The sequence below is a fragment of the Microbacterium sp. CCNWLW41 genome (genome assembly GCF_037083505.1).
In genome coordinates this window covers 465971-492384 of record NZ_JBAOJP010000002.1, presented here as the reverse complement: position 1 = coordinate 492384, position 26414 = coordinate 465971, and the positions used below count along the sequence as shown (strand labels likewise).

27 protein-coding genes are annotated in these 26414 nt (G+C 71.3%); 9 read left to right on the top strand and 18 right to left on the bottom strand.

Annotated elements, in window-relative coordinates; all coding sequences use genetic code 11:
* Window positions 1–3: 3 nt before the first annotated feature.
* Both V6R91_RS10130 and V6R91_RS10125 read left to right on the top strand, forming a co-directional pair.
* The gene (locus V6R91_RS10130) at window positions 4–1491 is read left to right on the top strand and encodes a sugar porter family MFS transporter (protein ID WP_336395338.1); all 1488 of its coding nucleotides are present in this window, start codon (window positions 4–6) and stop codon (window positions 1489–1491) included.
* A gap of 83 nt (window positions 1492–1574) precedes the next feature.
* The gene (locus V6R91_RS10125) at window positions 1575–2306 is read left to right on the top strand and encodes a glycosyltransferase family A protein (RefSeq protein WP_336395337.1); all 732 of its coding nucleotides are present in this window, start codon (window positions 1575–1577) and stop codon (window positions 2304–2306) included.
* On the opposite strand, the gene V6R91_RS10120 is transcribed toward V6R91_RS10125, so the two are convergent.
* Genes V6R91_RS10120 through V6R91_RS10095 form a run of 6 tightly spaced genes read right to left on the bottom strand, consistent with a single transcriptional unit; the run spans window position 2288 to window position 10062 of the window.
* Window positions 2288–3181 (bottom strand): alpha/beta fold hydrolase, encoded by an 894-nt coding sequence (locus V6R91_RS10120; protein WP_271060540.1) that lies wholly within the window; start codon window positions 3179–3181, stop codon window positions 2288–2290. The two genes, V6R91_RS10125 and V6R91_RS10120, sit on opposite strands and share 19 nt — an antisense overlap.
* Before the next feature lie 56 nt (window positions 3182–3237).
* Entirely contained in the window at window positions 3238–4839 is a 1602-nt protein-coding gene (locus V6R91_RS10115; RefSeq protein WP_336395336.1) for a gamma-glutamyltransferase, read from the bottom strand.
* A gap of 31 nt (window positions 4840–4870) precedes the next feature.
* Window positions 4871–6544, bottom strand: coding sequence for an ABC transporter ATP-binding protein (locus tag V6R91_RS10110; protein WP_271060538.1), 1674 nt, complete (start codon window positions 6542–6544; stop codon window positions 4871–4873).
* Window positions 6541–7455 (bottom strand): ABC transporter permease, encoded by a 915-nt coding sequence (locus V6R91_RS10105; RefSeq protein ID WP_271060537.1) that lies wholly within the window; start codon window positions 7453–7455, stop codon window positions 6541–6543. Before V6R91_RS10105 ends, V6R91_RS10110 begins: the two co-directional genes overlap by 4 nt.
* 5 nt (window positions 7456–7460) lie before the next feature.
* A complete protein-coding gene (locus V6R91_RS10100) occupies window positions 7461–8417 on the bottom strand; it encodes an ABC transporter permease (RefSeq protein WP_336395335.1) in 957 nt (318 codons plus the stop codon).
* 40 nt (window positions 8418–8457) lie between these two features.
* Complete coding sequence (locus V6R91_RS10095; protein WP_336395334.1) at window positions 8458–10062, bottom strand: ABC transporter substrate-binding protein; 1605 nt, start codon at window positions 10060–10062, stop codon at window positions 8458–8460.
* Between the two features lie 337 nt (window positions 10063–10399).
* On the opposite strand from V6R91_RS10095, the gene V6R91_RS10090 reads away from it, so the two are divergent.
* Window positions 10400–11476, top strand: coding sequence for a LacI family DNA-binding transcriptional regulator (locus V6R91_RS10090; protein WP_271060534.1), 1077 nt, complete (start codon window positions 10400–10402; stop codon window positions 11474–11476).
* Window positions 11477–11486: 10 nt separating this feature from the next.
* On the opposite strand, the gene V6R91_RS10085 is transcribed toward V6R91_RS10090, so the two are convergent.
* The 7 genes from V6R91_RS10085 to V6R91_RS10055 form a co-directional block, all read right to left on the bottom strand.
* Window positions 11487–13121: a hydantoinase B/oxoprolinase family protein gene (locus V6R91_RS10085; RefSeq protein WP_336395333.1), complete on the bottom strand. Its 1635-nt coding sequence runs from the start codon at window positions 13119–13121 to the stop codon at window positions 11487–11489.
* A complete protein-coding gene (locus V6R91_RS10080) occupies window positions 13118–15181 on the bottom strand; it encodes a hydantoinase/oxoprolinase family protein (RefSeq protein ID WP_271060533.1) in 2064 nt (687 codons plus the stop codon). The genes V6R91_RS10085 and V6R91_RS10080 overlap by 4 nt, the downstream gene beginning before the upstream one ends.
* Window positions 15178–16047, bottom strand: a complete 870-nt coding sequence (locus tag V6R91_RS10075; protein ID WP_271060532.1) for a PfkB family carbohydrate kinase — start codon at window positions 16045–16047, stop codon at window positions 15178–15180. The genes V6R91_RS10080 and V6R91_RS10075 overlap by 4 nt, the downstream gene beginning before the upstream one ends.
* 18 nt (window positions 16048–16065) lie before the next feature.
* The gene (locus tag V6R91_RS10070; RefSeq protein WP_336395332.1) at window positions 16066–17091 is read right to left on the bottom strand and encodes an SIS domain-containing protein; all 1026 of its coding nucleotides are present in this window, start codon (window positions 17089–17091) and stop codon (window positions 16066–16068) included.
* Window positions 17092–17266: 175 nt separating this feature from the next.
* A complete protein-coding gene (locus V6R91_RS10065) occupies window positions 17267–18445 on the bottom strand; it encodes an NAD(P)/FAD-dependent oxidoreductase (protein WP_336395331.1) in 1179 nt (392 codons plus the stop codon).
* On the bottom strand, window positions 18442–18870 hold the full coding sequence (locus V6R91_RS10060) for a hypothetical protein (RefSeq protein ID WP_336395330.1): 429 nt from the start codon (window positions 18868–18870) through the stop codon (window positions 18442–18444). Before V6R91_RS10060 ends, V6R91_RS10065 begins: the two co-directional genes overlap by 4 nt.
* A gap of 82 nt (window positions 18871–18952) precedes the next feature.
* Complete coding sequence (locus tag V6R91_RS10055; RefSeq protein ID WP_271063103.1) at window positions 18953–19261, bottom strand: hypothetical protein; 309 nt, start codon at window positions 19259–19261, stop codon at window positions 18953–18955.
* Window positions 19262–19411: 150 nt separating this feature from the next.
* Here V6R91_RS10055 and V6R91_RS10050 point away from each other — a divergent pair, with 150 nt between their 5' ends.
* Entirely contained in the window at window positions 19412–19585 is a 174-nt protein-coding gene (locus V6R91_RS10050; protein WP_336395329.1) for a hypothetical protein, read from the top strand.
* 134 nt (window positions 19586–19719) lie between these two features.
* Window positions 19720–20118, top strand: a complete 399-nt coding sequence (locus V6R91_RS10045; RefSeq protein WP_271063101.1) for a hypothetical protein — start codon at window positions 19720–19722, stop codon at window positions 20116–20118.
* Window positions 20119–20242: 124 nt separating this feature from the next.
* Here the strand turns inward: V6R91_RS10045 and V6R91_RS10040 are convergent, their stop codons facing one another.
* Window positions 20243–21217 carry a hypothetical protein gene (locus V6R91_RS10040; RefSeq protein WP_336395328.1) on the bottom strand — a complete coding sequence of 325 codons (975 nt, stop codon included), beginning with the start codon at window positions 21215–21217 and terminating at the stop codon, window positions 20243–20245.
* Window positions 21218–21407: 190 nt separating this feature from the next.
* Here V6R91_RS10040 and V6R91_RS10035 point away from each other — a divergent pair, with 190 nt between their 5' ends.
* On the top strand, window positions 21408–22262 hold the full coding sequence (locus tag V6R91_RS10035; RefSeq protein ID WP_271060430.1) for a DUF6159 family protein: 855 nt from the start codon (window positions 21408–21410) through the stop codon (window positions 22260–22262).
* Between the two features lie 25 nt (window positions 22263–22287).
* Here the strand turns inward: V6R91_RS10035 and V6R91_RS10030 are convergent, their stop codons facing one another.
* Entirely contained in the window at window positions 22288–23079 is a 792-nt protein-coding gene (locus tag V6R91_RS10030; protein WP_336395327.1) for a hypothetical protein, read from the bottom strand.
* A gap of 31 nt (window positions 23080–23110) precedes the next feature.
* Window positions 23111–23542 carry a hypothetical protein gene (locus V6R91_RS10025; protein ID WP_336395326.1) on the bottom strand — a complete coding sequence of 144 codons (432 nt, stop codon included), beginning with the start codon at window positions 23540–23542 and terminating at the stop codon, window positions 23111–23113.
* Between the two features lie 266 nt (window positions 23543–23808).
* Between V6R91_RS10025 and V6R91_RS10020 the strand changes: the two genes are divergently transcribed.
* The 3 genes from V6R91_RS10020 to V6R91_RS10010 all read left to right on the top strand — a co-directional run bounded on the left by V6R91_RS10020 (window position 23809) and on the right by V6R91_RS10010 (window position 25703).
* Window positions 23809–24594: a tyrosine-protein phosphatase gene (locus V6R91_RS10020; RefSeq protein ID WP_336395325.1), complete on the top strand. Its 786-nt coding sequence runs from the start codon at window positions 23809–23811 to the stop codon at window positions 24592–24594.
* A 395-nt stretch (window positions 24595–24989) separates the two neighbouring features.
* Window positions 24990–25250, top strand: a complete 261-nt coding sequence (locus V6R91_RS10015; RefSeq protein WP_336395324.1) for a hypothetical protein — start codon at window positions 24990–24992, stop codon at window positions 25248–25250.
* Window positions 25251–25376: 126 nt separating this feature from the next.
* Window positions 25377–25703, top strand: coding sequence for an SRPBCC family protein (locus V6R91_RS10010; protein ID WP_336395323.1), 327 nt, complete (start codon window positions 25377–25379; stop codon window positions 25701–25703).
* Window positions 25704–25710: 7 nt separating this feature from the next.
* Here the strand turns inward: V6R91_RS10010 and V6R91_RS10005 are convergent, their stop codons facing one another.
* Entirely contained in the window at window positions 25711–26160 is a 450-nt protein-coding gene (locus V6R91_RS10005) for a hypothetical protein (RefSeq protein WP_336395322.1), read from the bottom strand.
* Window positions 26100–26339: a Fic family protein gene (locus V6R91_RS36370; protein WP_442928114.1), complete on the bottom strand. Its 240-nt coding sequence runs from the start codon at window positions 26337–26339 to the stop codon at window positions 26100–26102. The genes V6R91_RS10005 and V6R91_RS36370 overlap by 61 nt, the downstream gene beginning before the upstream one ends.
* Window positions 26340–26414 lie beyond the last annotated feature (75 nt).

Genomic DNA, 26414 nt, shown 5'->3' with positions numbered 1-26414 from the left:
AACGTGGTCGACAATCGACAAGAGGAGTTCTCCGTGACCCGCTCCCTCCCTCCTCGGCCGCACGGCGGTCGCCTCACCTCCCGCGTCGTCGTCATCTCCGTCGCGGCCGCCGTCGGCGGCTTCCTCTTCGGCTTCGACACCGCCGTCATCAATGGCGCCGTCCAAGCCATCGAGGACAACTTCGGCCTCTCCGCGGTGGGGCTCGGCGTCGTCGTCGCCGTCACGCTCGTCGGCGCGGCCCTGGGCTCGCTGAGCGCCGGGAGCGTCGCGGACCGGATCGGACGACCGCGGACGATGGCGGTCGCGGGCGCCGTCTTCCTCGTCGCCGCGATCGGCTGCGGCCTCTCCCAAGGCCTGTGGGACCTGGCCCTGTGGCGCCTGCTCACGGGCTACGGGGTCGGCTTCGCCACGGTGATCGCGCCCCTGTACATCTCCGAGATCGCGCCGGCGGAGTTCCGTGGCCGGTTGTCGTCGATGCAGCAGATGGCGATCGTCCTCGGGATCTTCGCCGCGCTGCTGTCCGACACCGGCATCGCGATGACGCTGGGCGGCGCCGACGCACAGCTGCTCCTCGGTCTTCCCGCGTGGCGCTGGATGTTCATCGCCGGCGTGGTGCCGGCGATCGTCTACCTCGTCGTGGCCTTCTCCGTGCCGGAGTCGCCCCGCCACCTCGTCGCCCGCGGCCGCAGCGAACAGGCGCGCCGCGTCCTCGTGCGCCTCCTCGGAGTCTCCGAGGACGAGGCCCGACGGACCACGGAGGACATCGAGGCCACCCTGCGCGAGCGCCCGAGCGGGAGGCTGCGCGACGTGATCGACCGCCGACGAGGGTTCCTCCCGCTCGTCTGGGTCGGGATCGGGATCGCGGCGCTGCAGGCGCTCGTCGGGATCGACGTCATCTTCTACTACTCCACCTCGCTGTGGCAGACGGTCGGGTTCGACGAGGAGGCGGCGTTCGGCCTGTCGGTGCTGAGCTCCTTCGTGAACGTCGTCGCGACCGTCGTCGCGATCCTGCTCATCGACCGCCTCGGTCGTCGCCGGCTCCTCCTGGCCGGATCGGTGGGGATGTTCGTCGCCCTCGTCGTGGTGGCGATCGGGTTCTCCACCGCGACGATCGTCGACGGCGCCCCGGCTCTCCCGGGCCCCTGGGGCCCGGTCACCCTCATCGCGGCGAACCTCTTCGTCGTGTCGTTCGCGGTCTCCTGGGGCCCGGTCGTGTGGGTGCTCCTCGGCGAGATGTTCCCGAACCGGATCCGCGGCGTCGCGCTCTCGGTCTGCGCGTCGGCCAACTGGATCGCGGGCGTCGTCCTCAACTTCACGTTCCCGACCCTGCGCGATCTGTCGCTGCCGGGGAGCTACGCCGTGTACGCGGTCATGGCCCTGCTCTCCTGGCTCCTCGTGTACTTCTTCGTGCCGGAGACGAAGGGCAGGACGCTCGAGGAGATGCGCACCGAGGTCGTGCGCACCGCGGAGCGCAGCGGCCGACGCGGCTGAGCCGCCGCCGGTCCGCCGCGGAGGGGCGGTCCGGGCGTAGCGTACGACGGGGAGGATCGGACGAGGAGGCCGTCATCGTGCGGATGAGCGTGGTGATCCCGGTGCGGGACGACGCGAGGATGCTCGACGCGTGCCTGCAGGCGCTGGCCGCGCAGCGCCGCCGGGCCGACGAGGTCGTCGTCGTGGACAACGCGAGCTCCGATGACGGCGTCGCCGTCGCGCGACGGCACGGCGCCCAGGTGGTCGCGGAGCCGGTCGTCGGCATCCCGCGGGCCGCGGCCGCCGGCTACGACGCCGCGACCGGAGACGTCATCGCCCGGCTGGACGCCGACTCCGTGCCGGGGCCGGGGTGGCTCGCCGCGCTGGAGCGCGCCTTCGAGGGCGACCCGCCGCCGGACTTCGTCACCGGGGGCGCCCGGTTCTACGGCGCCTCGGCGGCGGTGCGGTGGGCGGGGCGCCACCTCTACATCGGCGGCATGTACGGCGTCCTCACCCCCTATCTCGGGCACCCGCCTCTCTACGGATCGAACATGGCGATGCGCGCCGAGGCCTGGCGGACACTGAGCGCCGAGGTGCACCGCGACGACCCGGGCATCCACGACGACCTCGACCTCTCGTTCCACATCCGACCGGACATGACGGTCCGCTACCTCCCCGACCTGATCGTCGACGTGTCGGCGCGCCCGTTCGACGGCTGGCCGTCTCTGCGCCGACGGCTCTCCCGCGTCGTGCCCACCCTGCGCCTGCATCCGTCCGGCGCACGCGCCATGCGGCACCGGCGAGCGCTGCGGGCGGCTCACGCCGCGCGGAGGTAGAGCTCCCGGAGGTCCAGGCACAGCTCGTGGGGCGTGGTCTCGCACGGGCTGTGGCCGGTGTCGTATGCCCGGATCTCGGCCCCGATCGCGCGCGCGAAGCGCTCGTGCGCCGACAGCGGCCAGAGGTCGCGGCGACCCACCGCGACGAGCTTGGGCACGTCCAGGGCGCGCACGGCCGCACGCCGGTCGGGTGTGCGCATCATCAGCCCGATGATGTCGTCGACGCTGCGGCGGCTCGTCCGTGCGAACCGGGAGCGCACGAAGGCGAGTCGTCCGGGCGGCACCCGGTTCTTGTTCGTCATGATCCCCCAGATCATGAGCGACGCTCCGGTCCTCGGGCTCGCCAGCGGTGCCGCGGGACCGAGCACCCGCATGCCGCGGAAGACATTGCCGGATCCGGGCGGCGTCGTCAGCAGCGCCAGGGACCGGATGAGCTCCGGATGACGGACGGCGACGAGCTGCGAGACGATCCCGGCGAAGGAGTAGCCGAGCAGGTGCGCGGGCGGGCCCGCCCGGAGGAACGCGACCAGGTCCTCCGCGAACAGCTCCTCGGTGAACGGCCGCCCCGGCGCGGGACCCGCCGCGGACGACTCCCATTGCCCGGCGAGGTCGAACGACTGCACGTGGTGGCCGGCGGACGCCAGGATCGGCATCATCCGGACGAAGTCCTCCTTCGACCCGGTGACGCCGGGGACCAGGACCACCCGCGCAGCCTGTGGATCGCCCATCGACACGACCGCCAGTTCACCGCTCGGCGCGGCGAACCGGCCGCGCACCGCATCCGGGGGCAGCTCCGTCCAGTCGATGTCCGCCAGGGCACGGTCGCGCTCTCTGGCGAGGAGCCGTTCGGCGTCCAGCGACGACGAGGTGGTCACGGGACACACGATATCCGCGCCGGACCGGGTCGGGGCGGAGCGCTGCCCGGTCGCGCTCAGACGGCGACGGCCACGCCCATGCGGCGCGGATCCCCGCAGGAGCGCATCTCTCCCGTGACGGGGTCGACGGTGATGCCGTCGAAGTTCCCCGTCATGGAGTTCCAGGGACCGATCTCGCGCGTCCACAGCCGGTTCCGACCAGCCCATCGACGGATGTCCCGCAGGATCGCGTCCGGGAAGCCGGACTCCAGGGTGGTCCCGGGAACCCAGCCTCGCGCGGGCTCGTGCGGGCGGGCGCCGAACCTCGGCTCGGCGACGCTCTGCTCGATCGGCATTCCGAAGTCCATCAGGTTGACGAGGTTCTGCAGCACGCAGGCGACCAGGGACACGGACGGAGACCCTGCGACGATCACCGGGGCGCCGTCGCGCAGCACCATGCTGGGCGCGAGGTAGATCGTGGCGCGCTCACCGGGCTGCGGCATGACCCGCTGGAAGAAGGATCCGCCGCCGGCGAGCTGGAAGCCCTCGGCGAAGAGGCCGTTCACCCAGGGCGACGCCATGTGGGAGTGGGTCAGAGTGGCCACGTTGTGCGCCGCGTCGATGACCGAGAGGTGGATCGTCCCGGGGGTCGGCGGCGCCGTCCCCGCGGGACCCGCGAGGGTGTCGAGGAGGGCGAAGCGCTGCCTGCCGTACTCCTTGGACAGCAGCACGTCCATGACCCGCGCGTCGTCGCGGAACCGCCGCTCCCGCGGGGCGGCGTAATACACCGCGTTGTGGGCGGCGATGAGCGCGGAGAGCGTCTCGGGCGAGGCGCTGGCCGGGCCGAGCGCGGCGAGGTCGAGGTTCTCCAGGATGTTGAACGCCTCGACCAGCTGGAGGCCGCCGTCATCCGGCGGAGCCGAGCCGACGATCTCGAATCCCCGGTATGTCCCGCGGACCGGGTCCGCCCACTCCGGCTCGTACGCGTGGAAGTCCTCGGGGGTGATCACGCCCCCGTCGGCGTCGCTCGCCGCGCAGAACGCGCGGGCGAAGTCGCCCAGGTAGTAGTCCATGCCCTCGTCACGCAGCCGCTCCAGGGTCCGCGCCATGCGCTCCTGCCGCAGCTCCTGCCCCGGACCGATGAGCGATCCGTCCCGGAAGTACATCTCCCGCGCCTGCGGATCCCGGCCCAGGTTCTGCCGGGCGTTGTACATCTCGCCGAACAGGTAGGGCGAGACCGCGAATCCCTCGCGGGCGACGTCGATGGCCGGGGCGAGCAGGCGGGCCACGGGCATCGTCCCGAACCGCTCGTGCGCGGCGGTGAAGGCCGGCCACCATCCGGGAACGGGCACGCCCCGGGCGCGGGTGAGGTCGGCTCCTCCGAAGTCCGGCAGGGGGGCGAGCGGCGCGTTGACGTTGCCCGACAAGTAGGCGGCGACCCCGGTCGACGCCTCGCGGTAGACGAGGGAGACCCCGCCGGTGATCGCCGTCATGTGCGGCTCGGTGACGAGCTGCGTCGCCGCGACGGCGAGCGCGGCGTCGAGGGCGTTGCCGCCGTCCCGGAGCACCGCCGCCCCGGCCTCCACCGCGATCGGCTCGGAACTGACGACCATCCCGACGGAGCCGGTCGCCACCTGCTTGGCCCCGAACCGACCGGGCGTCGCGTACTCGGCTCTCATGACTCCTCCTCGTGCCCGCACGTCCGGACGATCATCGCGGGTCGCCCGCTTCCCGGCGCGCGCGCTGGACCGCCGGGTCCGGCACGGGGATCGCGCCGAGCAGCGTGCGCGTGTACTCGTTCTCGGGATCGTGGATGACGTCCGCGGTGGGACCGTCCTCGACCACCCTGCCGTCCTTCATGACGAGCACGCGGTCCGAGATCGTCGAGACGACGTACAGGTCGTGGCTGATGAAGATGCAGGCGAAGTCGTGCTCCCGCTGGAGACGCGCGAGCAGTTCCAGCACGGTCACCTGCACGGTGACGTCCAGCGCCGAGGTCGGCTCATCGGCGATGAGCACGTCCGGCCGGTGGGAGACCGCCCTCGCGATGGCGACCCTCTGCCGCTGCCCGCCGGAGAGCTCGTGACGGCGCCGATCGATCCAGTCCGGGTCGAGGTCGACGTCGGCGAGCAGGTCCCTCGCGCGGCGACGCAGCTCACGTGCGTCGCGCTCCGCGCCGCTGCGCCACAGGGGCTCGGTCACCACCCGCCACAGCGGGAGGCTGGGATCGAGCGACGAGGTCGGATCCTGGAACACGACGCCCAGTCGCGAGAGCGCCTTGCGCCGCCGCCGTCCCCGCAGCCCGACCAGCTCCGTGCCCGCCAGCGTGACCGACCCGCCGGTCACGGGGGCGAGGCCCAGGATCGCCCGGGCGATCGTGGACTTGCCGGATCCCGACTCCCCGACGATGCCGAGCGTCTCCCCCCGCGCCACCGTCAGGCGAGCGGACTGGACGGCGGCGCCGCGTCCTCCCCCGGCATGCGGGTCGCGCAGACCCCGCCGCCGGTACTCCACGACGAGATCGCGCACCTCGATCGCGGGGCCGCGGTCCGCCGCGTCTTCGGACTCCCCCTCGGGCGGCGTCGCCTCGGCGCTCTCCGCGCCGTGCAGCACGCGCGCGGCGGCGAGCAGCGAACGGGTGTACTCGTGCTGGGGGTTCTCGAAGATCGAGAACACGTCACCCGCCTCGACGACGCGGCCGTGCCGCATGACCACCACGGCATCGGCGATGTCGGCGACGACCCCCATGTCGTGGGTGACGAAGACCATGCCCATGCGCTCCCGCTGCACGAGCTCACGGAACATCGACAGGAGGTTCCGCTGGGTGGTGACGTCGAGGGCGGTGGTCGGCTCGTCCGCGATCAGGAGCTTGGGCTCCCATGCCACGGCGCCGGCCGCCATGATCCGCTGCCGCTGCCCGCCGGAGAGCTGATGCGGGTAGCGGCGCAGCAGGTCGTCGTGACCGCCCAGGCCGACGAGGTCCAGCAGCTCCTGCGGCTCACGTCGGCGCCCACGGCCGTGGCCCTCATGCGCGCCGATGGCCTCGGACAGGAAGTCGCCGACGGTGTGGAGCGGGTTCAGCGCGGTCATCGGCTCCTGGTACACGCAGGCGATCTCCGCTCCCCGGCGCCGGCGCATCTCCGCCTCCGTGGCCCCGATGAGCTCGACCCCGTCGAAGCGGATCGATCCGGCCCGCGAGATCCCGGGCGGAAGGAGGGCGGGGACGGCCATGGCCGTCATCGACTTGCCGGCGCCGGACTCGCCCACCAGGGCCACGACCTGACCCCGCGCCACGGTGAAGGAGACGCCGTGCACGATCGGCGTGCCGTCGACGGCGATCTCCAGGTCCGAGACCTCCAGCAGGATGTCGTCCTGTGCGTTCATGCGTTGACCCCCTGTCCGACCGGCGTGCCGGTGCCTCCCTGCCCCAGCGGCGATCGCCCGGTCCGGCGGCGGCGCGTGACGCCCCGCGGGTCGAGCAGGTCGCGGACCCAGTCCGCGACGTACCCCAGCGAGACCAGCAGCGCGACGAGGACGATGCTCGGGATCAGGAGCTGCCACGGGCTCTGCATGAAGTACTGCTGTCCGGTCGCGATCATGAGGCCGAGCGACGGACGCGGCGGGGTGATCCCGAGTCCGAGGAAGCTCAGGCCCGACTCCAGGCCGACGGCGAACGCGAGGGTGAGGAACCCCTGCGCGAGCACGAGCGGCCCCACGCCCCGCAGCAGCGGTCCGCGGATGATCTGCCAGCGGGTCCCGCCGAACAGCTCCGCCGACTCCACGTACAGCGCCTGGCGCAGCGACAGCACCTCGCCGTAGGTCAGCCGCGCGAAGCTCGGGAAGAAGGCGATCGTGCACACCGCCACCACGGTGAGGTCGCTGGCCCCGTACAGGGACACGATCAGCATCGCGAAGACGAGGTTGGGGAAGGCGAGGACGATGTCGACCGTCCGCATCAGCAGGAGGTCGGCGAGTCCGCGGAAGTACGCGGCCAGGATGCCGATCAGCGTGCCGAGGAGGGCGGCGAGAAGGGTCCCCGACGCGCAGACGATGATCTCCGTGCGCAGCCCGACGACGAGACGGGCGAAGGTGTCGCGGCCGAGATTGTCGGTTCCGAGCGGATGCCCCGGGGATCCCACCGGCGCGAATGCGTTGGCCACGTCCTGCGCGAGCGGGTTCACCGGGCTGAGGATCGGGTAGACGAAGATGAACAGGACGACGAGCAGCATCACGCAGCTCGTCACGAAGAGTCCGGGACTGGACCTTCTCCACAGGGAACGGACGGCGGTCTTCATCGGGGTCACCCCTCCACTCGGGGGTCGAGGAATCGGTACAGGAGGTCCACGAGCAGGTTCGTCAGGATGAACACGACGGCGAAGAGGATCACGATCCCCTGCACCAGCGGATAGTCCCGCCCGTTGATGGCGTTCAGCAGGGTTCCGCCGATGCCCGGCCAGTTGAACACCTGCTCGATGAGGACCGTGGCGCCCAGGAGGCCGCCGAGCTGCAGGCCGGCGACGGTCACCACGGGGTTCAGCGCATTGCGGAAGACGTGACGTCGGAACACTCGCCCCGGAGCAAGCCCCACCCCCCTGGCCGTGCGCACCCAGTCCTCCCGCCGAACCGACAGGATCGACGTCCTCGTCACACGGCCGACGATCGCGAGGAAGCCGAACGACAGCGCCAGGCTCGGTAGGAAGGCGTGGTACAGGAACGGCCCGATGCCGTCCTCGGGCGCGCGATACCCGAGGGAGGGGAACCAGCCGAGGCCGAGGCCGACGACGAGGGACAGGAAGATCGCGATCACGAAGCCCGGCGTGGACACCGCGACCGAGATGAGCCCGGACAGGACCCGGTCCAGGACGCTGCCCGGCCAGTTGCCCGAGAGCACCCCGAACGCGATGCCCACCGCACCGCCGATCACCAGCGCCATGATCACGAGGACCACGGTGTTGCCCAGCGGAGCGGCGATGATCTCCGTCACCGGCGCCGAGTACTTGATCGAGTCTCCGAGGTCGCCCCGGACCAGGTCCGCCAGATACGTCACGTACTGCACCAACAGCGGGCGATCCAGCCCCAGCTCCTTCTCCAGGGCCGCGACGGCGGCGGGGTTGACGTCCCCGCCGCCGGCGCCTCCCTGGAGGATGATCGCCGCCGGCCCGCCCGGAACGGCGTGCAGCGCCAGGAAGACGGCCGTCACGACGCCCCAGACGGTGACGACACCGAGTCCGAGCCGAAGCAGTATGTAGCGAATCATTGAGAACCCATCCGATCCCGGGGCGCCGTGGCGGCGCGACTCAGTTCGTGAGACGTGCCCCGGCCAGGCTGTACATCGAGGAGTAGACGATCGGCCCGCTGAGCATCTCGAAGCCCTCCAGGGCGTCCGAGTACGCGTAGGCGGCGGCGCCCTGGCCCCACGTCACGAAGGGCACGTCCTCGAGGTAGATCTCCCCGATCTCACGGTAGATCGCCTCGCGCTCCGGGCCGTCCGGGGTCTTCGCGCCCTCGTCCAGCAGCGCGGCGTAGAGGTTCTGGTCGATGCCGAAGCTGCGAACGAACGTCGGTCCGCCGATGAACGCGCCGGTGAGCGCCGACGGGTCGTTGATGGCGGCGGGCGGGCCGCCGATCATCAGGTCGTAGGACCCGCTGTTGCCCTTGGCGATCTGGTTGGCGTAGTCGCCGGTCTCGATCTCGACCGTGATGCCGATCTCCTCCAGATCGCTCTTGATGACCTGTGCGCGCTCGCTGTAGCCGAAGTACTGCGAGTTGGTGAGCAGGGTGAGGCTGAACCCGCCGTCGGGGTACCCGCCCTGAGCGAGCAGATCCTTCGCCTTGTCGACGTCCTGGGCGAAGTGGGACGCCTGCTCCTTGTCGAAGTACTCGCTGTCCTCCGGGATCGGCAGACCGCCGTTGGAGGTTCCGTAGCCGAGCGTCCCGACCTCGTTCAGCGCCTCCAGATCGAGCGCGTACGCGATGGCCTGCCTGACCTGCGGCACCGCCAGCGGCCCCTCGGTGAGGTTGAACTGGAGAGCCCCGTACAGACCGTGCGCCGTGTCGAGGGTGATGCCGTTCGCGTTCTCGAGCGTCGCGTAGTCGGCGGCGGGGACGTAGTCGATGAACTGCACCTGACCGCTGACGAGCGCCTTGACCCGCGTCTGCGCGTCGGCCATGAACGTCATGTCGATCTCGTCCAGCTGCACCGCATCGGCGTCGTAGTAGTTCGGGTCCGCCTCCAGCGTGTAGGAGACGCCCTTCTTGTACTCGGTCACCATGAACGGCCCGGCCCCGATCGGCGTCCCGTCGGCGGCGACGGCCTCCTCCGGCACGATCGCGTTGAGCGGGTTCGCGATGACCTTGGGCAGAGCCGTCTGCGGCTCCGTCAGACGGAGCACGACGGTGGTGTCGTCGGGGGTGTCGATCGCGGCGATGTTCGCGAAGGAGGTCTGGTCGGCGGCGCCGTTCTCCGGCACGGCCAGGAACTCGAACGTCCGCTTGACGTCCTCCGAGGTCAGCTCCTCGCCGGTGGAGAAGGCCAGTCCGTCCCGGAGCGTGAAGGTGTACGTCAGCCCGTCGTCGCTGACTTCGTAGTCCGACGCCAGGGCCGGCACGACCGCGCCGTCGGGCGCGTAGGAGAGGAGACCTCGACGCACGAGCGTGATGAGCTGCCGGTTCGCCGAGCCCTGGTCGACACCGGTCTTGAAGCCGGGGGGCTCGGCCGAGAATCCGATCGAGAGGGTCTGATCGGCGGCCGCCTCCCCGCCGCCGGCCGCCGCGCCCTGATCGCTCGCGCAACCGGCGAGCCCCAGGGTGGCGGTCATGGTGGCGACGCCGGCGAGGGCGATCAGGCGCGCGCCGCGCCGGGACCGGCCTGCGGCGAGCCGTCGGGTGATGAGACTGTCCATAGCTGTGATTCCGTCCTTGAGGGCCCCGTGGGGCGTGAGGAAGAGCGTCGTCCTCGGCGGCGATGCCGAGCTCCTGGCACGGTCGCCTCGAGCCGTTCGGGTGCTCCGAGGCGTCCTGCCCGGTTCTGCGGTGAACCTCCTCCTCCTGTCTTCGTCGTTGGGAGAACTGCGAGAATCCGAACCGGTTTGGGAACGTTCCCTACCGGCTTCCGTCCCACTCTGACGCACGTTGGGAACGATGTCAATATCATGGGGGAAGATTTACCGTGCGGTGATCTGCGGCCGGGCCGGCGCGATCCCGTCCGCTACGATGCGATCGACCGAGGGGGAACCACGCATGGCGCACGGAGCAGTGACGATCATCGACGTCGCCCGGGCCGCGGGGGTGTCGAAGTCGGCGGCCGCACGCGTGCTCGCGCAGAACGGATCGGCGAGCGACGTCACCCGGAAGAAGGTCCTCGAGGCCGCGGATCGCCTGGGCTACCGGCCCAACCAGTTGGCCAGGGCCATGAAGTCCGGCGCCACGAACACGATCGGCATCGTCGTGCCGGACGTGGCGATCCCGTTCTTCTCCGCGGTCCTGCGAGGACTCACCGACACGGCCCGAGCGGCAGGATTCGAGGTCCTGGTGAGCAACACCGACAACGACGCCGACATCGAGGCGCGGTCGCTGGAGCTGCTGGCCGAGCAGCGTGTCGACGGCATCGTCATCGCACCGGTGTTCCAGCCCGAGCCCTCGGCGCTGATCCGGCTGCAGAACGAGGGCATGCCCATCGTCCTCCTCGACCGCCGGATGCCCGGGCTGGAGGAGCTGCCGCTCGTCTCGATCGACCACGTCGACGCCACGGAGCAGGCTGTCCGCTCGCTCATCGAGCTGGGGCATCGCCGGATCGCTCTGCTGACCGAGGCGGTCCAGGTGCACTCCACCCTGGAGGCCTTCACCGAGGGTCCGGGCCAGGGCTCCGACGTGTCGCTGCTGCGTCCGTCCGCGCAACGCCTGATCGGCTATCTCCGGGCGCTGCGCCAGGCCGGGATCGCCATCGACGAGGACCTGATCATCCGCTCCGGCTACACCACGGAGCTCGCCCAGGAGGCGGTCGAGGCCTTCCTCGACCGCTCCCCCGACGTCACGGCCCTCCACGCCACCGACGCGGTGCTGAGCTCGGGCGCCTATCGGGGCATCCGCTCCCGCGGACTCCGCGTCCCCGAGGACCTCTCCCTGATCGGCTTCGACGATCAGGACTGGACGACGATGGTGCAGCCGCCCGTCTCCGTGGTCGAGCAGCCGCGACAGCGCCTGGGGGCGACCGCCACCACGACCCTCGTCGGCATGATCCGCGGCGGGACGGCGGAGCCGCGGCGCCAGATGCTCGCTGCCGAGCTGCTGGTGCGCGGTTCCGCCGCCCCGCGGTGACACGGATCGTTCAGGCGCGATAGCGCCGCGCGGTGGCCTCCGAAACGCGGCCGTCGCGGACGTCCGCCTTCAGCGCGTGCTCCTCCCGTGCAGACGGGTCCCCGTAGCCGCCGGCGCCCGCGGTCTCGATCGAGGCCCATTGCCCGGGCTGCAGCACCGTGTATCCGTGGTCGATGGGGCGGGCGCCCTCGCTGAGCACGCATCGGGCCGAGGCGCCGGGGCCCCCGCCGAACACGCCCCACGGCTGTGAGCGCTGGCGGCTCGTGTCCAGCCAGAAGTGGACGTCCGCGGCCTCCGCCCGGATCCGCCGACGGATCCCCATCCCGCCGCGGTGCTCCCCGATGCCGCCGGAGTCCTCGATGAACTCGTAGGCCTCCACCATGAGCGGATACTCGGTCTCCAGGCTCTCCACCGGGAGGTTCGAGGTGTTGGTCATGTGGACCTGGACGCCGTCGAGGCCGTCCTTGTTGTGACGGGCGCCGCTTCCGCCGCCGATCGTCTCCAGGTAGACGAAGTCCCGGCCCCGTGCCGGGTCGTGGCCGGAGAAGTGCACGCCGGTGTTCGCGCCGTTCGACGCCGCCGTGATGCGCTCCGGGACGGCCTCCGCGAGGGCCCCCTGGATGAGGTCCACGATCCGCTGACAGGTCTCGCTGCGGCCGTTGACCGCGGCGGGGGCCGAGCAGTTCACGATCGAGTTCTCCGGCGCCTCGATCGTCACCGGGCGGTACAGGCCCGCGTTCGGCGCGATGTCCGGATCGATCATCGTCTTGATCGTGTAATACACCGCGGCGTAGAGACCGGTCCACACGACGTTGACGCTCGCCCGCACCTGCGGAGGGTTCCCGGCGAAGTCGAACAGCATCCGGTCGCCGCTGACGACGATGCGCACGCGGAGCACCAGCTCGTCGTCGAGCTCCGGGCAGTCGAAGCGGTCCTCGAAGGAGTACTCCCCGTCGGGGAACTCCGCGATCGCCGCACGGGTGCGTCGCTCGGTGTAGTCCAGGAGCTCCGCGCCGATCGCCTGGACGACCTCGGTGCCATGGCGCTCGCACAGTTCGCCGTAGCGCGTCACGGCCACCCGCAGCGCCGCCTCCTGCGCGCGCAGGTCCGCGATGCGCTCCTCCGGCACCTGGCAGTTCAGCAGGATCAGCTGGAGCAGCTCCTCCTGCCGCACGCCCTCCCGGACGAGGTGGACGGGCGGGATCCGGATGGCCTCCTGGAAGATGTGCGCGTGCCCCCGGTCGCCGAAGTCCGCGTGATGGGCCAGCGTGGCCGCCCAGGCGCGCAGCTCCCCGCCGACGAAGATCGGCGTGGCGAGGACGATGTCGGGAAGATGCGATCCGCCGCCGGTGTACGGGTCGTTGCCGATGAAGACGTCCCCGGGCCGGATCTGCTCCATCGGGTACTGCGCGCGCAGCGCGGCGACGATCCCCATCAGCGAGCCCAGGTGCAACGGCGAGCCGCCTTCGTCCTGGGCGATGGCCTGCCCCTCGGCGTCGAAGAGGCTCGCCGTGCAGTCGCGGCGCTCCTTGATGTTCGGCGAGTACGCCGCCTTCACCAGGGTCTCGCTCATCTCCTCGACGATCGTCGAGAGCGCTGAGCCCACGACCTCGACGAGCACCGCGTCCAACTCGATGGCGGTCATGACTGGTCTCCGATCTCCACGATGAGGTTCCGATAGGCGTCCACGCGGCAGACGTCGGACGGCAGCAGCACCGTCGTGGTGTCCATCTGCTCCACGATGGCGGGGCCCGTGACGACGTCGCCCGGGGTCAGGCGCGCGCGGTCGTACACGGGGGTGTCGACGTAGCCCTCCGCGGGGTCGAAGCAGGTGCTGCGCGTGCCGATGATCGCCTTCTCCGGCTCGGAGGCGTGGATCTCGTCGCGTCGGACGTCCACGTGGGCCGCCGAGCCCGACGCTTCAAGACGGAACGTGACGACCTCCACGGTCGCGTCCTCCGAGCGATAGCCGTACACCCGCTCGTGCGCCTCGTGGAACAGCTCGATCACGGCGTCGACACCGTCGCGCGCGAACCGGTGCCCCGCGGGGACCTCCACCGCGAGCTCGAAGTTCTGGCCGCGGTAGCGGAGGTCCAGTCGGGGCCGCAGCGTACGCCCGGCCTCCTCCACCTCCTCTTCGACGAACCAGGCCGCGGCGCGCTCGGTGAGCTCGTCGAAGACCTCGTCGACGTCCGCGGCCGTGGACTCGTCGACGCGGGTGATGTGGGTCCGCATGAAGTCCGTCTTCACATCGGTCATGAGCAGGCCGAGCGCCGACTGGGCGCCGGGGATCTCCGGGACGACCATGGTCTTCATGCCCAGCTCACGGGCGAGGCGCGAGGCGTGCAGCGGACCGGCGCCGCCGAACGGGACGAGGGCGTAGGCGCGGGGGTCGTATCCCCGCTGGACGCTGACGACGCGGATCGCCCTGGCCATGTTCGCCGTGACGACGCGCAGGATCCCGAGCGCGGTCTCCTCGACGGAGAGTCCCAGCGGCTCGGCCAGTCGGGCCACGGCCGCCACCGATGCCTCGCGGTCGATCTTCATCTGGCCGTTCAACAGGTAGTCCGGGTTGAGCATCCGAAGGACGACGTTCGCGTCGGTGACGGCCGCGTCGGTCCCGTTGCCGTAGCACGCGGGACCGGGGAAGGCCCCCGCGCTCTGCGGCCCCACGCGCAGGTGGTTCCCGCTGTCGATCCACGCGAGGGACCCGCCGCCGGCGCCGACCGTGTGGATGTCCAGCATCGGCGAGCGCACGGGACGCCCGTCCAGCTCCATCCCGGCGGTGACCTTCGGCCGGCCCTCCTGAACGAGGGAGATGTCGGAGGACGTGCCGCCCATGTCGAAGGTGATGATGTCCTCGAAGCCGGCGGCCGCGCAGATCTGCGCGGCGCCCACGACACCGGTGCTCGGCCCGGACAGGACCAGGCGCACCGGGAGGGCCTCGGCGGTCGAGAACGGGATCACGCCGCCGTTGCTCTGCGTCACGTGCGGCACGGCCGTCAGCCCTCGGTCGGCGAGGACGCCGCGGAGCCGGGCGAGGTAGTTCGCGACCACGGGACCGACGTACGAGTTGGTCACCACTGTCGACAGCCGCTCGTACTCGCGGAACTCCGGAAGGACGTCGCAGGAGAGCGAGACGTACACGTCCGGCATCTCCTCGCGGATGATCTCGCCGATGCGCCGCTCGTGGTCGGGGTTGAGGTAGCTGTAGAGCAGGCAGACGGCGATCGCGCCGACCCCCGCCTCCCGCAGCTCCCGGACGGCCCGGCGCACGTCGGCCTCGTCGAGCGGCGTCTCGACCGCTCCGGTGTGCCGCACCCGCTCGGTGACCTCCATCCGCAGGTGCCGAGGAACCTGCGGGGTCGGCTTGTCCGCCTGAGGGTCGTACATGCTCGGCCGGCGCCCTCGTCCAAGCTCCAGGAGATCGCGGAACCCGCGGGTCGTGATGAGGCCGGTGCGCGCGCCGCGCCCCGTCAGCAGCGCGTTGGTGCCGACGGTCGTCCCGTGCGCGAAGTAGCCCACCTCGCCGATCTCGCGCCCGCCGATCTGATCGAGGATCTCCGTGACCCCCTGGACGATGGCCCGGCCGGGGTCGTCCGGGGTGCTCGAGACCTTGCGCACGTGGACGCGTCCCGTCTCCTCGTCGAACGCGCAGACATCGGTGAAGGTTCCTCCCGTGTCCACTCCGATGCGAAGGGTCATGCCGTCACCGCTTCTTCCTGGTCGTCGTTGCTGTCATCGGTCGAGTGGAGGCGCCGCACGGCCTCCGCGTCGAAGGGGATGCCGTGCTCGAACGCGCCGTTCACCTGGCACACCTGGGCGGCATGGGCGCTCGCCGCGACCAGCGTCGAGCGGATGCTGCGGCCGGTGCCCAGTCCGACGAGGACTCCGGCGATGAACGCGTCTCCCGCTCCGAGAGTGTCTCGCACATTCACCCGGTCCGCCTCCTGGTGGCGGATGCCCTCGGCGGATCCGAGGAGCGCGCCCGCCGCCCCCATCGTGACGAGCGCATGCTCGGCGCCGGCGTCGAGGGCGCGCGCCACGAGCGCCCTCGCCTCGGCTTCCTCCAGGTGGCCGCCCGAGAAGCTAGCGAGGTGGAGGTGCCGCAGGTACGGAAGGACGGACGCCTCGTCGAATCGGCTGCCGAAGTCGAAGGAGACCCGCGTCCGCGCCGCCATCTCCGGGATGCGATCGAGCAGCGGCCCCGCGTAGCCCGAGTGCACGACGTCGAACGCCGCCATGGCCTCCAGCTGCGCGGAGTCCAGGTCGAACAGCGCCGTCGTCCGATCCGAGCGCAGGAAGACGCGATCGTTGCCGATCAGTTCCACGTCCGCGGTGGCGTTGGGGGCGTGGACCACCCGCGTGAGGGCGGTGTCGACGTGCTCCGCCTCGAGGGCCCGCAGGATCTGGCGGCCCGCGGCGTCGTCCCCCAGGACCCCGAGATAGCCGGCCCGCGCGCCGAGCCGGGCGGCGAACACCGCGACGTTCACCGCGTTCCCGCCCGGGTACATCATCGCCTGATGCAGGTATCGATCGGCGACGTTGTCACCGGCACCGAGGACTCTCATCGGTCGCTCCCGCCCCGCTCAGTAGGCGATCTTGTACATGTAACGACGCTGGGAGGTGTCGTGCCCCCGCCGAGCGGCCACATGGTCGAGCACGCGCCGCTCCGCGCTCATCAGGGCGAGGACGCTCAGGTCCGGACGCGCCGCCGCGGGGATGCCCGGAAGGCTGAAGCCCGCCGTGTCGACGGCTGCCGAGTTGCGCGTGCGCGCCTCGGCGAAGCGGACGACGCGCTCGCCGAGCGCGCGGCTGTCGTCCTCGGCCACCAGGGTCACGACGGTGGTGTCCTCGAGGATCATCTCCAGCGGGCCGTGGAAGAAGTCCCCCGCGTTGATGGCGGCGGAGTTCATCCAGCTCATCTCCTGGAAGTAGCACCAGGCCATCATCTTCGCCATGCCGTACGCCGGCCCGCCGCCGACGATGTAGCTGAGGGGCGCGACGGGGGCGGCGAGCAGGTCGGCGACGCGCTCCCCCGCGTCCGCGACCTCGTCCTTCACCGCGCGGAGCGCGTCGGGCAGCGCCGGGATGCCGGCACGGAGGTCGGCGGCCTTCTCGGGCGCGCCGTACGCCTCCAGCAGAGCCGCCGCGATCTGCTCGTTGTGCACGAGCTTGGGCTCGGTGATCGAGATGGTGTCCGGATAGTCGAGGTGGACGTCACCGATCCGCGACAGCCCGTTGTCCCCCTGACGGGAGATGCCCGCGACGAGCGCGCCGCGCGCCTTCGCGAACTCCGCGGCGGCGACGGTCTCGGGCGTGTTGCCGGAGTGCGAGGCCGCGACGACGAGCGCCTTCTCGTCCAGCCCCACCGGAGCGCGGGAGGTGAGCTCGGCGCTGGTGATCCGCTGGGTGACCAGCCCGGGCGCGTATCGGTCGAGCAGGTCGAACGCGGGGTAGGTGCCGAAGTGCGATCCGCCGCAACCGACGAGGTAGACGCGCTCGACACCGCGCTCGACCGCGCGCGCCACCAGGGACCGCGCCTTGCCGTCCTGGTCGATCGCATGCTGCACGCACGCCTCGAAGTCGTCCGGAACCGGGATCAAGTCGCTCATCGCCATCGCTTTCTCTGCGTCGGATCGCCCTGCGGGCCAAGAATGTGGAACGTTCCCACACAGGTACTCTGACGCAGATTGGGAACGGTGTCAATAGTGGCGAGGACAACGATCCCGGCTCGGCTCGGCGAGTCGGGGAGTCCCGCAGGCCGGCAGGCTCGCGGCGGAGACGGCGTCAGGCCGGGACGACCGGCGTCCAGGCGTCGTCGTCCGCGGCGGGCCCTGCGGTGGCGAATCCGTCGAACCGGTCGATCCGGAACCGTTCCAGTACCGGGGAGGCCGCCCCGGTGTCGATCTCCTCGGCGAGCAGCTCACCGAGGATGAGCCCGAGCGTGGCACCCGAGTGGGTGAACAGCACCGACAGGCCGGGCACGACGGGCACCGCGCCCACGACTGGATCGCCGTCCGCCGGGATGGGCTTCGGGCCGGCGGCGACGCGCCTCGCCCGGAGCCTCTCCGTCCGGGCGAGGACGCGGGACGCTTCGTCGAGGAGCCCCGTCACGGTCTCCGCGGGCACCGTCCACGTCCCGTCCTCGGAGCGGCGCACGGTCCGCGCCGCCCACCCCGAGTCGAGCGCGAGGCCTCCGTCGGGAAGGGGGCGGACGGCCACGCGCGGGGTGTTCATGACCATCCGCACGCGCTCAGCCAGCGGCGCGGTGTGCACGATGCACGACGGGACCGTGGCCTCCGGCAGCGCGACGCCGACCGTCGCGAGCAGGGCGGGCGTGGCCGCTCCCGCGGCGAGGACCACACGGTCGGCGGGGATCGCCGCGCCGTCCGCGAGGTGCACGCCGACGACGCCGCCGGCGTCCGTCGCCACCGCCCGCACCGCGGTGCGGGAGACGAGCCGTGCCCCTCCGGCGACGGCCTCGGCCACGAGATCGGCGACCAGCGGGGGGAGATCGACCCATCCCTCCCCCGGATTGACGATCGCCCCTTCCTCGGCGACCGCGCCGGGTCGGACGTCGGGGGCGTGCTCGGCGATCCGCGTCCTCGGGACCCAGATCGCGTCGTACCCCCGCGAGCGCTCCCGCGCGAAGGTCGGCTGCAGGCTGGATCCCGGTCTCGCCCACTTGATCGCCCCGTCGAACCGGAGGTGGTCGGCGCTGTCCGGATGCCGCGCGGCCCAGGTCCGGTAGCGATCGATGCCGAGCAGCCGCAGCCGGTGATACGCCTCCGACCGCTCCCCCGAGGAGTTCAGCCACGACAGCGATCGACCCGACGCACCGTCGGCGAGGTCGCCGGAGGTCACGAGGGTCACCGCCATTCCCCGACGGGTCAGGTGAGCGGCGACCGAGGCGCCGAGGATGCCGCCGCCGACGACCACGACGCGGTGCGGTCTCGTGGCGTTCATTGCTTCCTTCGTCGGCGGACGCGGACGACGCCAGTCTGGGGGCAACGCCCGGACGAGCGCAAGGCCGCGCCTCCCCCGCCGCGCCCGAGTGGGTCCCGTCGCCGGCGCAGACGCAGGACGGCGAGGCGGAGGCGACGCCTCATCCGGTCGGCACGCGAGCGGAGGAACCAGATCATGGCGAGGACGCCGAGCGCCACGGGCACGAACTCCGGCGCGAGCAGGAAGGTCCCGAAGATCACCTCCACGCCCTCGAATCCGACGAGCGCGGTTGCCGCGAAGTACACCGCCGTGCTGCCCCGGACCAGCGGGACGAGGAGGAGGTGGCGCAGTCGGCGCGAGGCCCGCGCGCGGATCAGCCGCCAGCGGCGGCGGGCACGGTCCGCGCGGGGACGGATGGCGACGACGAAGGAGGGAAAGGACGGCATGGCGAGACTCCGGGCTCGGCGGTCAGGGTCGCAGAGGCGCCCGTGATCACGGCCGCGAGAACCCGCTTGCGGGCGGCGGGAGTCAGCGGAGGACGACGGCGCGCACGAGAACGCGCCCCGGCGCGCGCGGAGCCGTCAGCCCCCGCACGCGCAGCGCAGGGTGCCGCGGCGGCTCCTCGTCGTCCGCCCCCGCCGCCGGATCGACCGGCGGCGACGAGGCCGCCGTCCCGTGGCGCGCGACGGGCGCCGACACCGTACTCCGGGCGATCCATGCGCCGAGAACGATGACCCCCACGGCGACCAGCCACGCGAGCGGCGTCGCGTGGCTGTCCAGCCAGAGAGCGGTGCCCGCGGCGACGACCGCGGAATCGATCGCCCCGACCACGCCCATGTCGGCACTCTACGCGGGACGCATCCGCGTGCCTAGCACCTGGACCGACCGGGGGCAATCCGGGCGCGGAGGGTCGAGTCGCGGCGTAGCGTGCCCGCAACGCCCGAGGCGGATCACCGCTGACCCGCCTCACCGGAGAGGAGACCGATCATGACGAACAACCCGATGGTGCCCCTGGTCCCGGAGGACCCGGACGACGAGGGCATCCCGGAGGCTGTGCTGCGGGAAGAGGACGGCAGGGAGACGCTCGATCCCGACGCCGCCGACGAGCTCGTGGACAGCGCCGAGGCCGACCGGATCGCGGCTGAGGGAGACGAGGGCTGATCGGAGGTCTGGGCGACGAACCCCCCGCGCCCGGGAGTCAGGGAAATCCCGTATGCCGAACTTCAGCGAATTCACAGTGTGCGATTCTGAGCGCAGCGACGCCCCGTCGCGCCCTTTGTTCGACTGGAGCAGACATGACCATTCCCACGACCGTCAAGGTCGCCTTCTGGATCTTCCTCCTCGGAGCCCTGCTGGACATCACCCTCTCGATCATCGGGGTGGCCGGGAGCTCCTTCATCGCCGCCGCCGGCGGGGCGTCCGGAGACGCGGCCGTCGCGACGGGCGGCACCGCGCTGCTGTGGATCTCTATCGGCCAGCTCGCCATCGCCGTGATCCAGCTGATCGTGCTGTGGAAGATGAAGGCGGGTAAGAACTGGGCGCGCATCCTCATCACCGTCTTCGAGATCCTCGGGCTGTTCGTGCTCTTCAACGACCAGTCGATCTGGACCATCATCGCCGTGGTCATCGGCCTCGTCGCCGTCGTGCTGATGTGGCTCCCCGCATCCAACGACTATTTCCGCAAGACCGCCTGATCCGAGACGCGACGACGCCCCGCCCCGGCGACCCCGCCGGGGCGGGGCGTCCTGTCTCAGCGCCCCCGGACGCCGACCCTGCGCAGCGCCGCAGCTCGCGAGGATCCGTGCACCCCTCCGGACGTCAGTCGACGCGGCCCTCGGCCCACTCCTTGATGAGCGTCACGACGGCGACCGCCTCGCGCTCGCCCAGATGTCCCGGGAGATGGTGCACCGTACCGGGCGCGGCGATGATCCGGCTCCCGTTCTCGGGATCCGCGTGCACGGCGCCGGCGTCGACCTCGGACCGCGGAGTCACGACGGGACCCTCGCCGAGGTCACGGGAGCGCAGGTGGCGATCCGTGAGCATGAGCCCGTACGGGCCCGCCAGCGTGCTGGCGCTGAAGCACGCGAGGATCCGCTCCCCCGCGTCGAGCGGCATCTTCTTCGCGAACTTCGCGAAGTGCTTCGCCTGCTTCGGGTCGTCGGGGTACTTCACCGCACCGGTGAGGCCGAGCTCGCTCACCCTGCCGCGGACGTCTCCCGCCGTGGCGGGGGCGTCCGCGACCTCCTCCCCCGTGCTCCCGAGGGTCTCCAGCGTCATCGTGATCACGGCGACGAGCAGCTGGCTGAACCACTCGGCGTCCTCCTCGTCGACGAGGGAGCCGGCGGTGTCCCAGTCGTAGTCGCCGATCGCGGTCGACGCGATCGCACCGGCGGTGCCCGCGACGCCGTTCGGTCCGACGTAGAGCGGATACTGCCGCGCCTCGCCCTTGCCGAACACGAGGTCCACGCTGTCCTTGGCGATGAGCCGGCGATCGGTGACCAGGAACCCCTGCGCCTCCCTCTTGTTCGTGAACCGAGACGCGACGTCGTATCCCACCCAGATGACGGGGAGCTCGTCGTCGCCGGCGGGCGAGACGAGCATCATCTGCTGGACGGCCCGCCACAGCACGTTCTGCCCGTCCTCCCAGGTCGGATGCGCGTGCCCGGGGACGAAGACGAAGTCCTGGATGTCGGGGAGGTCCGCCGCGAGCGTCGATGCCCGTGCCGTCAATGTCCGGAACAGGTCGGCGCGCTGCGGGGGAAGGGATGACACATACGTCTCGATGCTGTCCACGCAGAGAGCGTATCGAAGGTTGAATGACCATTCAGCTGATCGGGCGCGACGCGTTACGGGGAAGCACGTAGCTCCGGAGGGTCGTGGGCTGCGGCACCGGTTGAATCGAGAGGCGCCGAGCCGCCGCGACCCCATCACGCGGAGCCCGGAACAGCCGGATCCGCCGGATCCACCGCACAGGGGAGACCACATGACGCTCGACGACCACGCCCGCCCCTCCGCCGCCCCGACCGGCAGGCAGCTGCTGCGCGAGGCATGGCGTCACCTCAAGACCGTTCCGGGCGTGGCCGCGCTCCCCCTGCTCGGCGGGATCGCCGGCACGGTCCTGTTCCTCCTCTTCGCGGGCCCCGGGATCGTCGCGGGCGTCGTCGCCGTCCCCGACGACCACACCCGGACGATCGTGCTCACCATCGCCGCGATCGTGGGGGGCGTGGCCGCGACGCTCGCCGTGACCTACTTCCAGGGGGCCGTCGTGAGCGCGGCGCTCCAGCAGGCGGCCGGCGAGCCCACCTCCGTCGGTCAGGCGCTGGGTGGGGCGAACCGGCGCTTCGGTCGGCTCCTGCAGTGGGGGTTCGTCGTCGCGTCGGTCAACGTCGTGCTGTCGCTGATCCGGGACCGCAACAACGTCTTCACCAGCATCCTCTCCGCGGCGGGCGGCCTCGCCTGGAGCGCGGCCACCTTCCTCGCCCTGCCGTCCGTCGTGTCGGAGGGCATCGGGCCCATCGCCGCCGTGAAGCGGTCGGCCACGTTGTTGAAGACGACCTGGGGCAGCGCGGTCCGGGTGACGCTGCGGTTCGGCCTGATCCTGCTCCCGGCGTTCCTCGTGGCGATCCTCCTCGTCTTCGTCGGCGCGATCACGATGGGCGCGGTGAACGAGGTGGCGGGCGTCTGCATCATGGTGCTGGGCGTCCTCGTGCTCGTCTGCGCCCTCGCCTTCATGAGCACGATCAAGGCCTACGTCACGACCCAGCTCTACCTGTACGCCTCCGGCCGCCCCACGGCCCTTCCGGCCGAGCTCGTCCGCGGAGCGGTCCGGACCGCCTGACGGCCCGTCGGCGACGGGCGACGAGTCAGTCGGGCGCGCCCGCGTAGGCCTCGTACACGGTGTCCTCGGGGAGCCCCTCGGGGAACAGCACGTCGAACGGGAGCGTCTCGCCCGTCTGGCGCGGCTCGGGATGACCGACCTCGGCACCGATGATGCGGCCGTCCGGGTCCCGGGCGATCACCACGACCGTGATCGCCTGGTCCGGATCGGTGAAGGGTCCGGTGAGGATGCCGGACACGGCGGTGCGCCCACCGGTCGGCGCCTGGGCGACGAGGTCGCTCACGGCCACCGATGCCGTCACCGGTTCCGGCTCGTCCACGGCGCGGTCGGGATCGGGCAGGGTGACCCGGAGCTCGGCGATCTCCGCATCGCCGACACGGGTGAACGACCCGCCGACGGCGGATCGCCCCTCGGGGATGGTGCGGCGGTGCGTCGCCGAGTCGACGACCTCGCCGTCCGCGTCCAGGGCGTCGATCTGCACGCCGGCGACCGGATAGATCCCCTTGCCCTCCGGGTTATCGATCACGACGACGTACCAGAAGAAGCCCAGCTCGCCCGGCACGCGCCCGTACGCGCTGTCGGCGACGCTCAGCGACGCTCCCGCCTGCGCGGAGGGAGCAGTCGTCGGGGTGGCGGTGAGGCCGGGGCCCGTCGACGACGACGGATCGGGCGTGGCTGTGCGGGAGGCGATCGGTGACGACGAGGGATCCGGGGCGCCGGCGGACGGCACGCACCCCGCGAGCAGACCGCTGGCGGCCGCCACGAGCGCGAGCGTGACCAGCGCCGTCGGGCGCCGCGAGGAGACCGTGCGGTTCACCCGTTCACGGTACCTCGGTGCCGTGCCGTCGTCACCGCCCGGAGGCCGTGGCGCCGGTCGGGTGATGCAGGTGCAACCAGGGATGCTCCCGCGTGAGACGAGCGCACAGCCGGTCCACGGCGGGATGCCCCGCAGCCCCGATCCACAGGGTGAACGGCAGGGGCCGACGCGTCCCGGGCTCGGGCAGCCACTCCTCCGCCCAGCTCCCGAGCGCATCCGCCAGCACCTCGCCGGGCCGCGGAAGCCGCCCGTCACGTGCCGGAGCGAGGTCCTGGCGCACCTGGATCGGCATGAGCCCGGGCGGACCAGGCCAGCCGCGCAGGGTCATCGGCCCCGTGCTCTCGATGAACACCTGCCCGTACCCGTCCAGAGGAAGGGCACTGAGCAGCCGGTTGAGGAACGGGACGTCGGTGCCGACGCCGGCGAGGACGTAGTGCTCTCGATCACGATCGGTAGGGATCATGCACTCAGGTTAGCCTTACCTAATTGAATTCGCATCAGGGATGGCAAGCGTTCATTCACGCCGTTCACCAAACAAGCTCTTGTTTGGTGAACGGCGAAAGCCTACGGTGTGGGTGCATGACACCGAGCACCTCCTCCCGCACCCGAGGACTCCTCCTCCGACCCGTCCTGGTATTGGCCGCGAGCCTCCTCCTCACCGCCTGTTCCCCCGATGATCCTGTTGCCGCCCCGGCTGAGGACCGCCCCGCTGCAACCGGCGCTGCCGGCATGGAGCCCGCACGGCTGACGACGCCGCGCCTCACCGGCGCTCAGAACTTCCGAGACGTCGCCGGCACCGCCACGACGTATTCGCTCGAAGGCGGCACCCGGCTCGCGGACGGGGTCGTCTACCGGTCGAACGCACTCGACCGACTCACGGACGAGGATATGGAAAGGATCGCCGACCTCGACGTCCGGACGGTGATCGATCTCCGCAGCGACGAGGAGATCGAGGGGCACGAGGATGTCCTCCCCCAGGGGGTCGAATGGGTCCACGTCGACGTGATGGGGCGAGGCGACACGGCCGTCAACCCGTTGCGCCAGTTCGACGTGGACACTCCCGAGGCCGCGGCGCAGGCGCTGGCGTCGGCGAACGTCGCATTCGTGGAGGACGCGAACCAACGCGAGGCCTTCCGAGACGCGATCCGGGTCATCGCGGAGGCCGACGGTGCCGTACTCTTCCACTGCACCGCGGGAAAGGACCGCGCAGGCTGGCTCTCCGCGGTCCTCCAGCTCGCCGCCGGTGTCGACGAGGCCGACGTCACCGCCGACTATCTGGCGAGCAACGAGTACAACGCCGCGTGGATGGCCGAGACGGGAGCATCCCTCGCCGAGCAGTACGGGGAGGACATGGGTGCCACCTATGCGGTCCTCCTCGGCGTGCAGGAGGAGTTCCTGGCCGCAGGCCTGGAGGCGATGACCGCGCAATACGGCGGGATCGAGGGCTATCTCCGCGACGGCCTCGGCCTCGACGCGGGGACGGTCGATGCTCTGAAGCGCAAGCTCACGGTCTGAGGAGGCGACATGAGCAGGCGCACGCGATTGGTCGCCCTGGCGGTCGGCCTTGCGGTCGCCCTCGCGTTCGGCGGGACGGCGTGCACCGCCGCGCCCGCATCGCCGCCCTCGCCCACCATGTCTCCCTTGGAGGACCCGGCGACTTCTGCGCCCCCTGGACCACCGGCCGCAGCTCCTCCGACGACGGTCAAAGGCGCAGGTCCGTTCGACGACGAGGGAGCCGACCTGCACCTCGGCTCGTTTGCGGCGGACGACGCGGAGGAACAGGCGGTGGCGGATGCGTGGATCGCCTACTGGACGTTTCGCCTCCCCGCTTATCACCGAGTCGAGGTTGACGAGGAACGTCTTGGGGAAGTCGCTCGCGGCCAGGCCGCCGACACGCGGTACGCGAGTACGTGGCGTACCTCCGCGCGAACGGTTTGCGCACCGTCGGCGACATCCGCATCGGCCTCAGTGACATCCGCATCGAGGACGACGACTTCGCGGGGGTGACGGGCTGTCCGGAGAACCGCACCGTCGACCGCGACGCCTCGGGCATCGCCGCGGAGGAATTGACCCCGTTCGCTCAGCACCTCGGCATCCTCGAGAAGATCGACGGACGATGGATCATGACGCACACCGAGACAGTGAACAACGAGGGGTGCTCCGCTGAATGAGCAAGACGCTCTCGGCGTCGGGGCCGCATCCGTCGCGCTCCGTCGACCCCGTGTCCAGCGCCTGGTCGAGGCCGAAGGGGCCCGGGATCCTGGGGCCATGACTGCTCCCTGCCGAGGACATCGGTGATGTCCGTCACCGTCCGCACGCTGCGCTGCACCCCGGAGGACGTGTTCCGGGTGCTCGGCGACGGCTGGATCTTCCCCTCCTGGGTCGTCGGCGCGTCCCGGATGCGGGAGGTCGACGAGGCGTGGGCCGCCCCGGGCGCCCGCCTGCACCGTTCCTTCGGCGTGTGGCCGGTGCTCATCGACGACGTGACCGTCGTGGAGGAGCGCGACGAGCCACGGCGGCTGGTCATGCGCCCGAAGGGCTGGCCGATCGGCGAGGGGAAGGCGACCGCCACCTCCCAGCCCTCGACCGCGGACGAGGAGATCGACGACGGTCGCGCCGCCTGATCGGGGATCAGCGTGCGGCTTCGCGTCGCCCGGCACGCGCGGCGAACGCGTCCACAGCGTCGAGGACCTCGTCGCTGCACCAGAACGGGCCGAGCCGGTGCTCGGACTTGGATGTGAGGATTCCCGCGTCGACGAGGGCCGTCAGCGGCGGATAGACGTTGGGCCTCTGGATCCCGAGCTCCCGTGCGGCGGCTTCTGCGTTCAGCACGGGCCTTCGGGCCACGACATCGAGCAGCTTCCAGGCGTTGCTGGAGCGGCGCACGGTGAGTCGCTCGTCCCAGCCGGCGCGGATCTCGTCGATCTCCCGGACCAGTCGCCGCGCGTTCTCCACGGCCCGGAGTGCCGCCCGTGCAAACGAGAGCACGATCGGCGACACGTCCCCCGTGCGATAGGCGGTCAGCGCCTCGTGATACCCGGAAACGTCCGCGAGAAGCCCCGCGGACACGGGGACGGCCACGTTGCGGGTGACCCCCGATGGCGAAGAAGCGCTTGAGCCAGAGCTCGTCCGGTGCGTCCGTTCCCGTCGGTGAACGGGTGGATCGTCTCGAACTGCGCATGGGCGACGGCCGTCTGCACGAGCGGCGACACGTCGGTGCGTCGGGCGAAGGCGGTCAGATCCTCGATCAGGGCCGGCACGCGTTCGTGCACCGGCGCGACGAAGTCCGCGCCGTGGGGGGGGGATCCCCCCGCGCGCCGATCCAGACGGCCTCC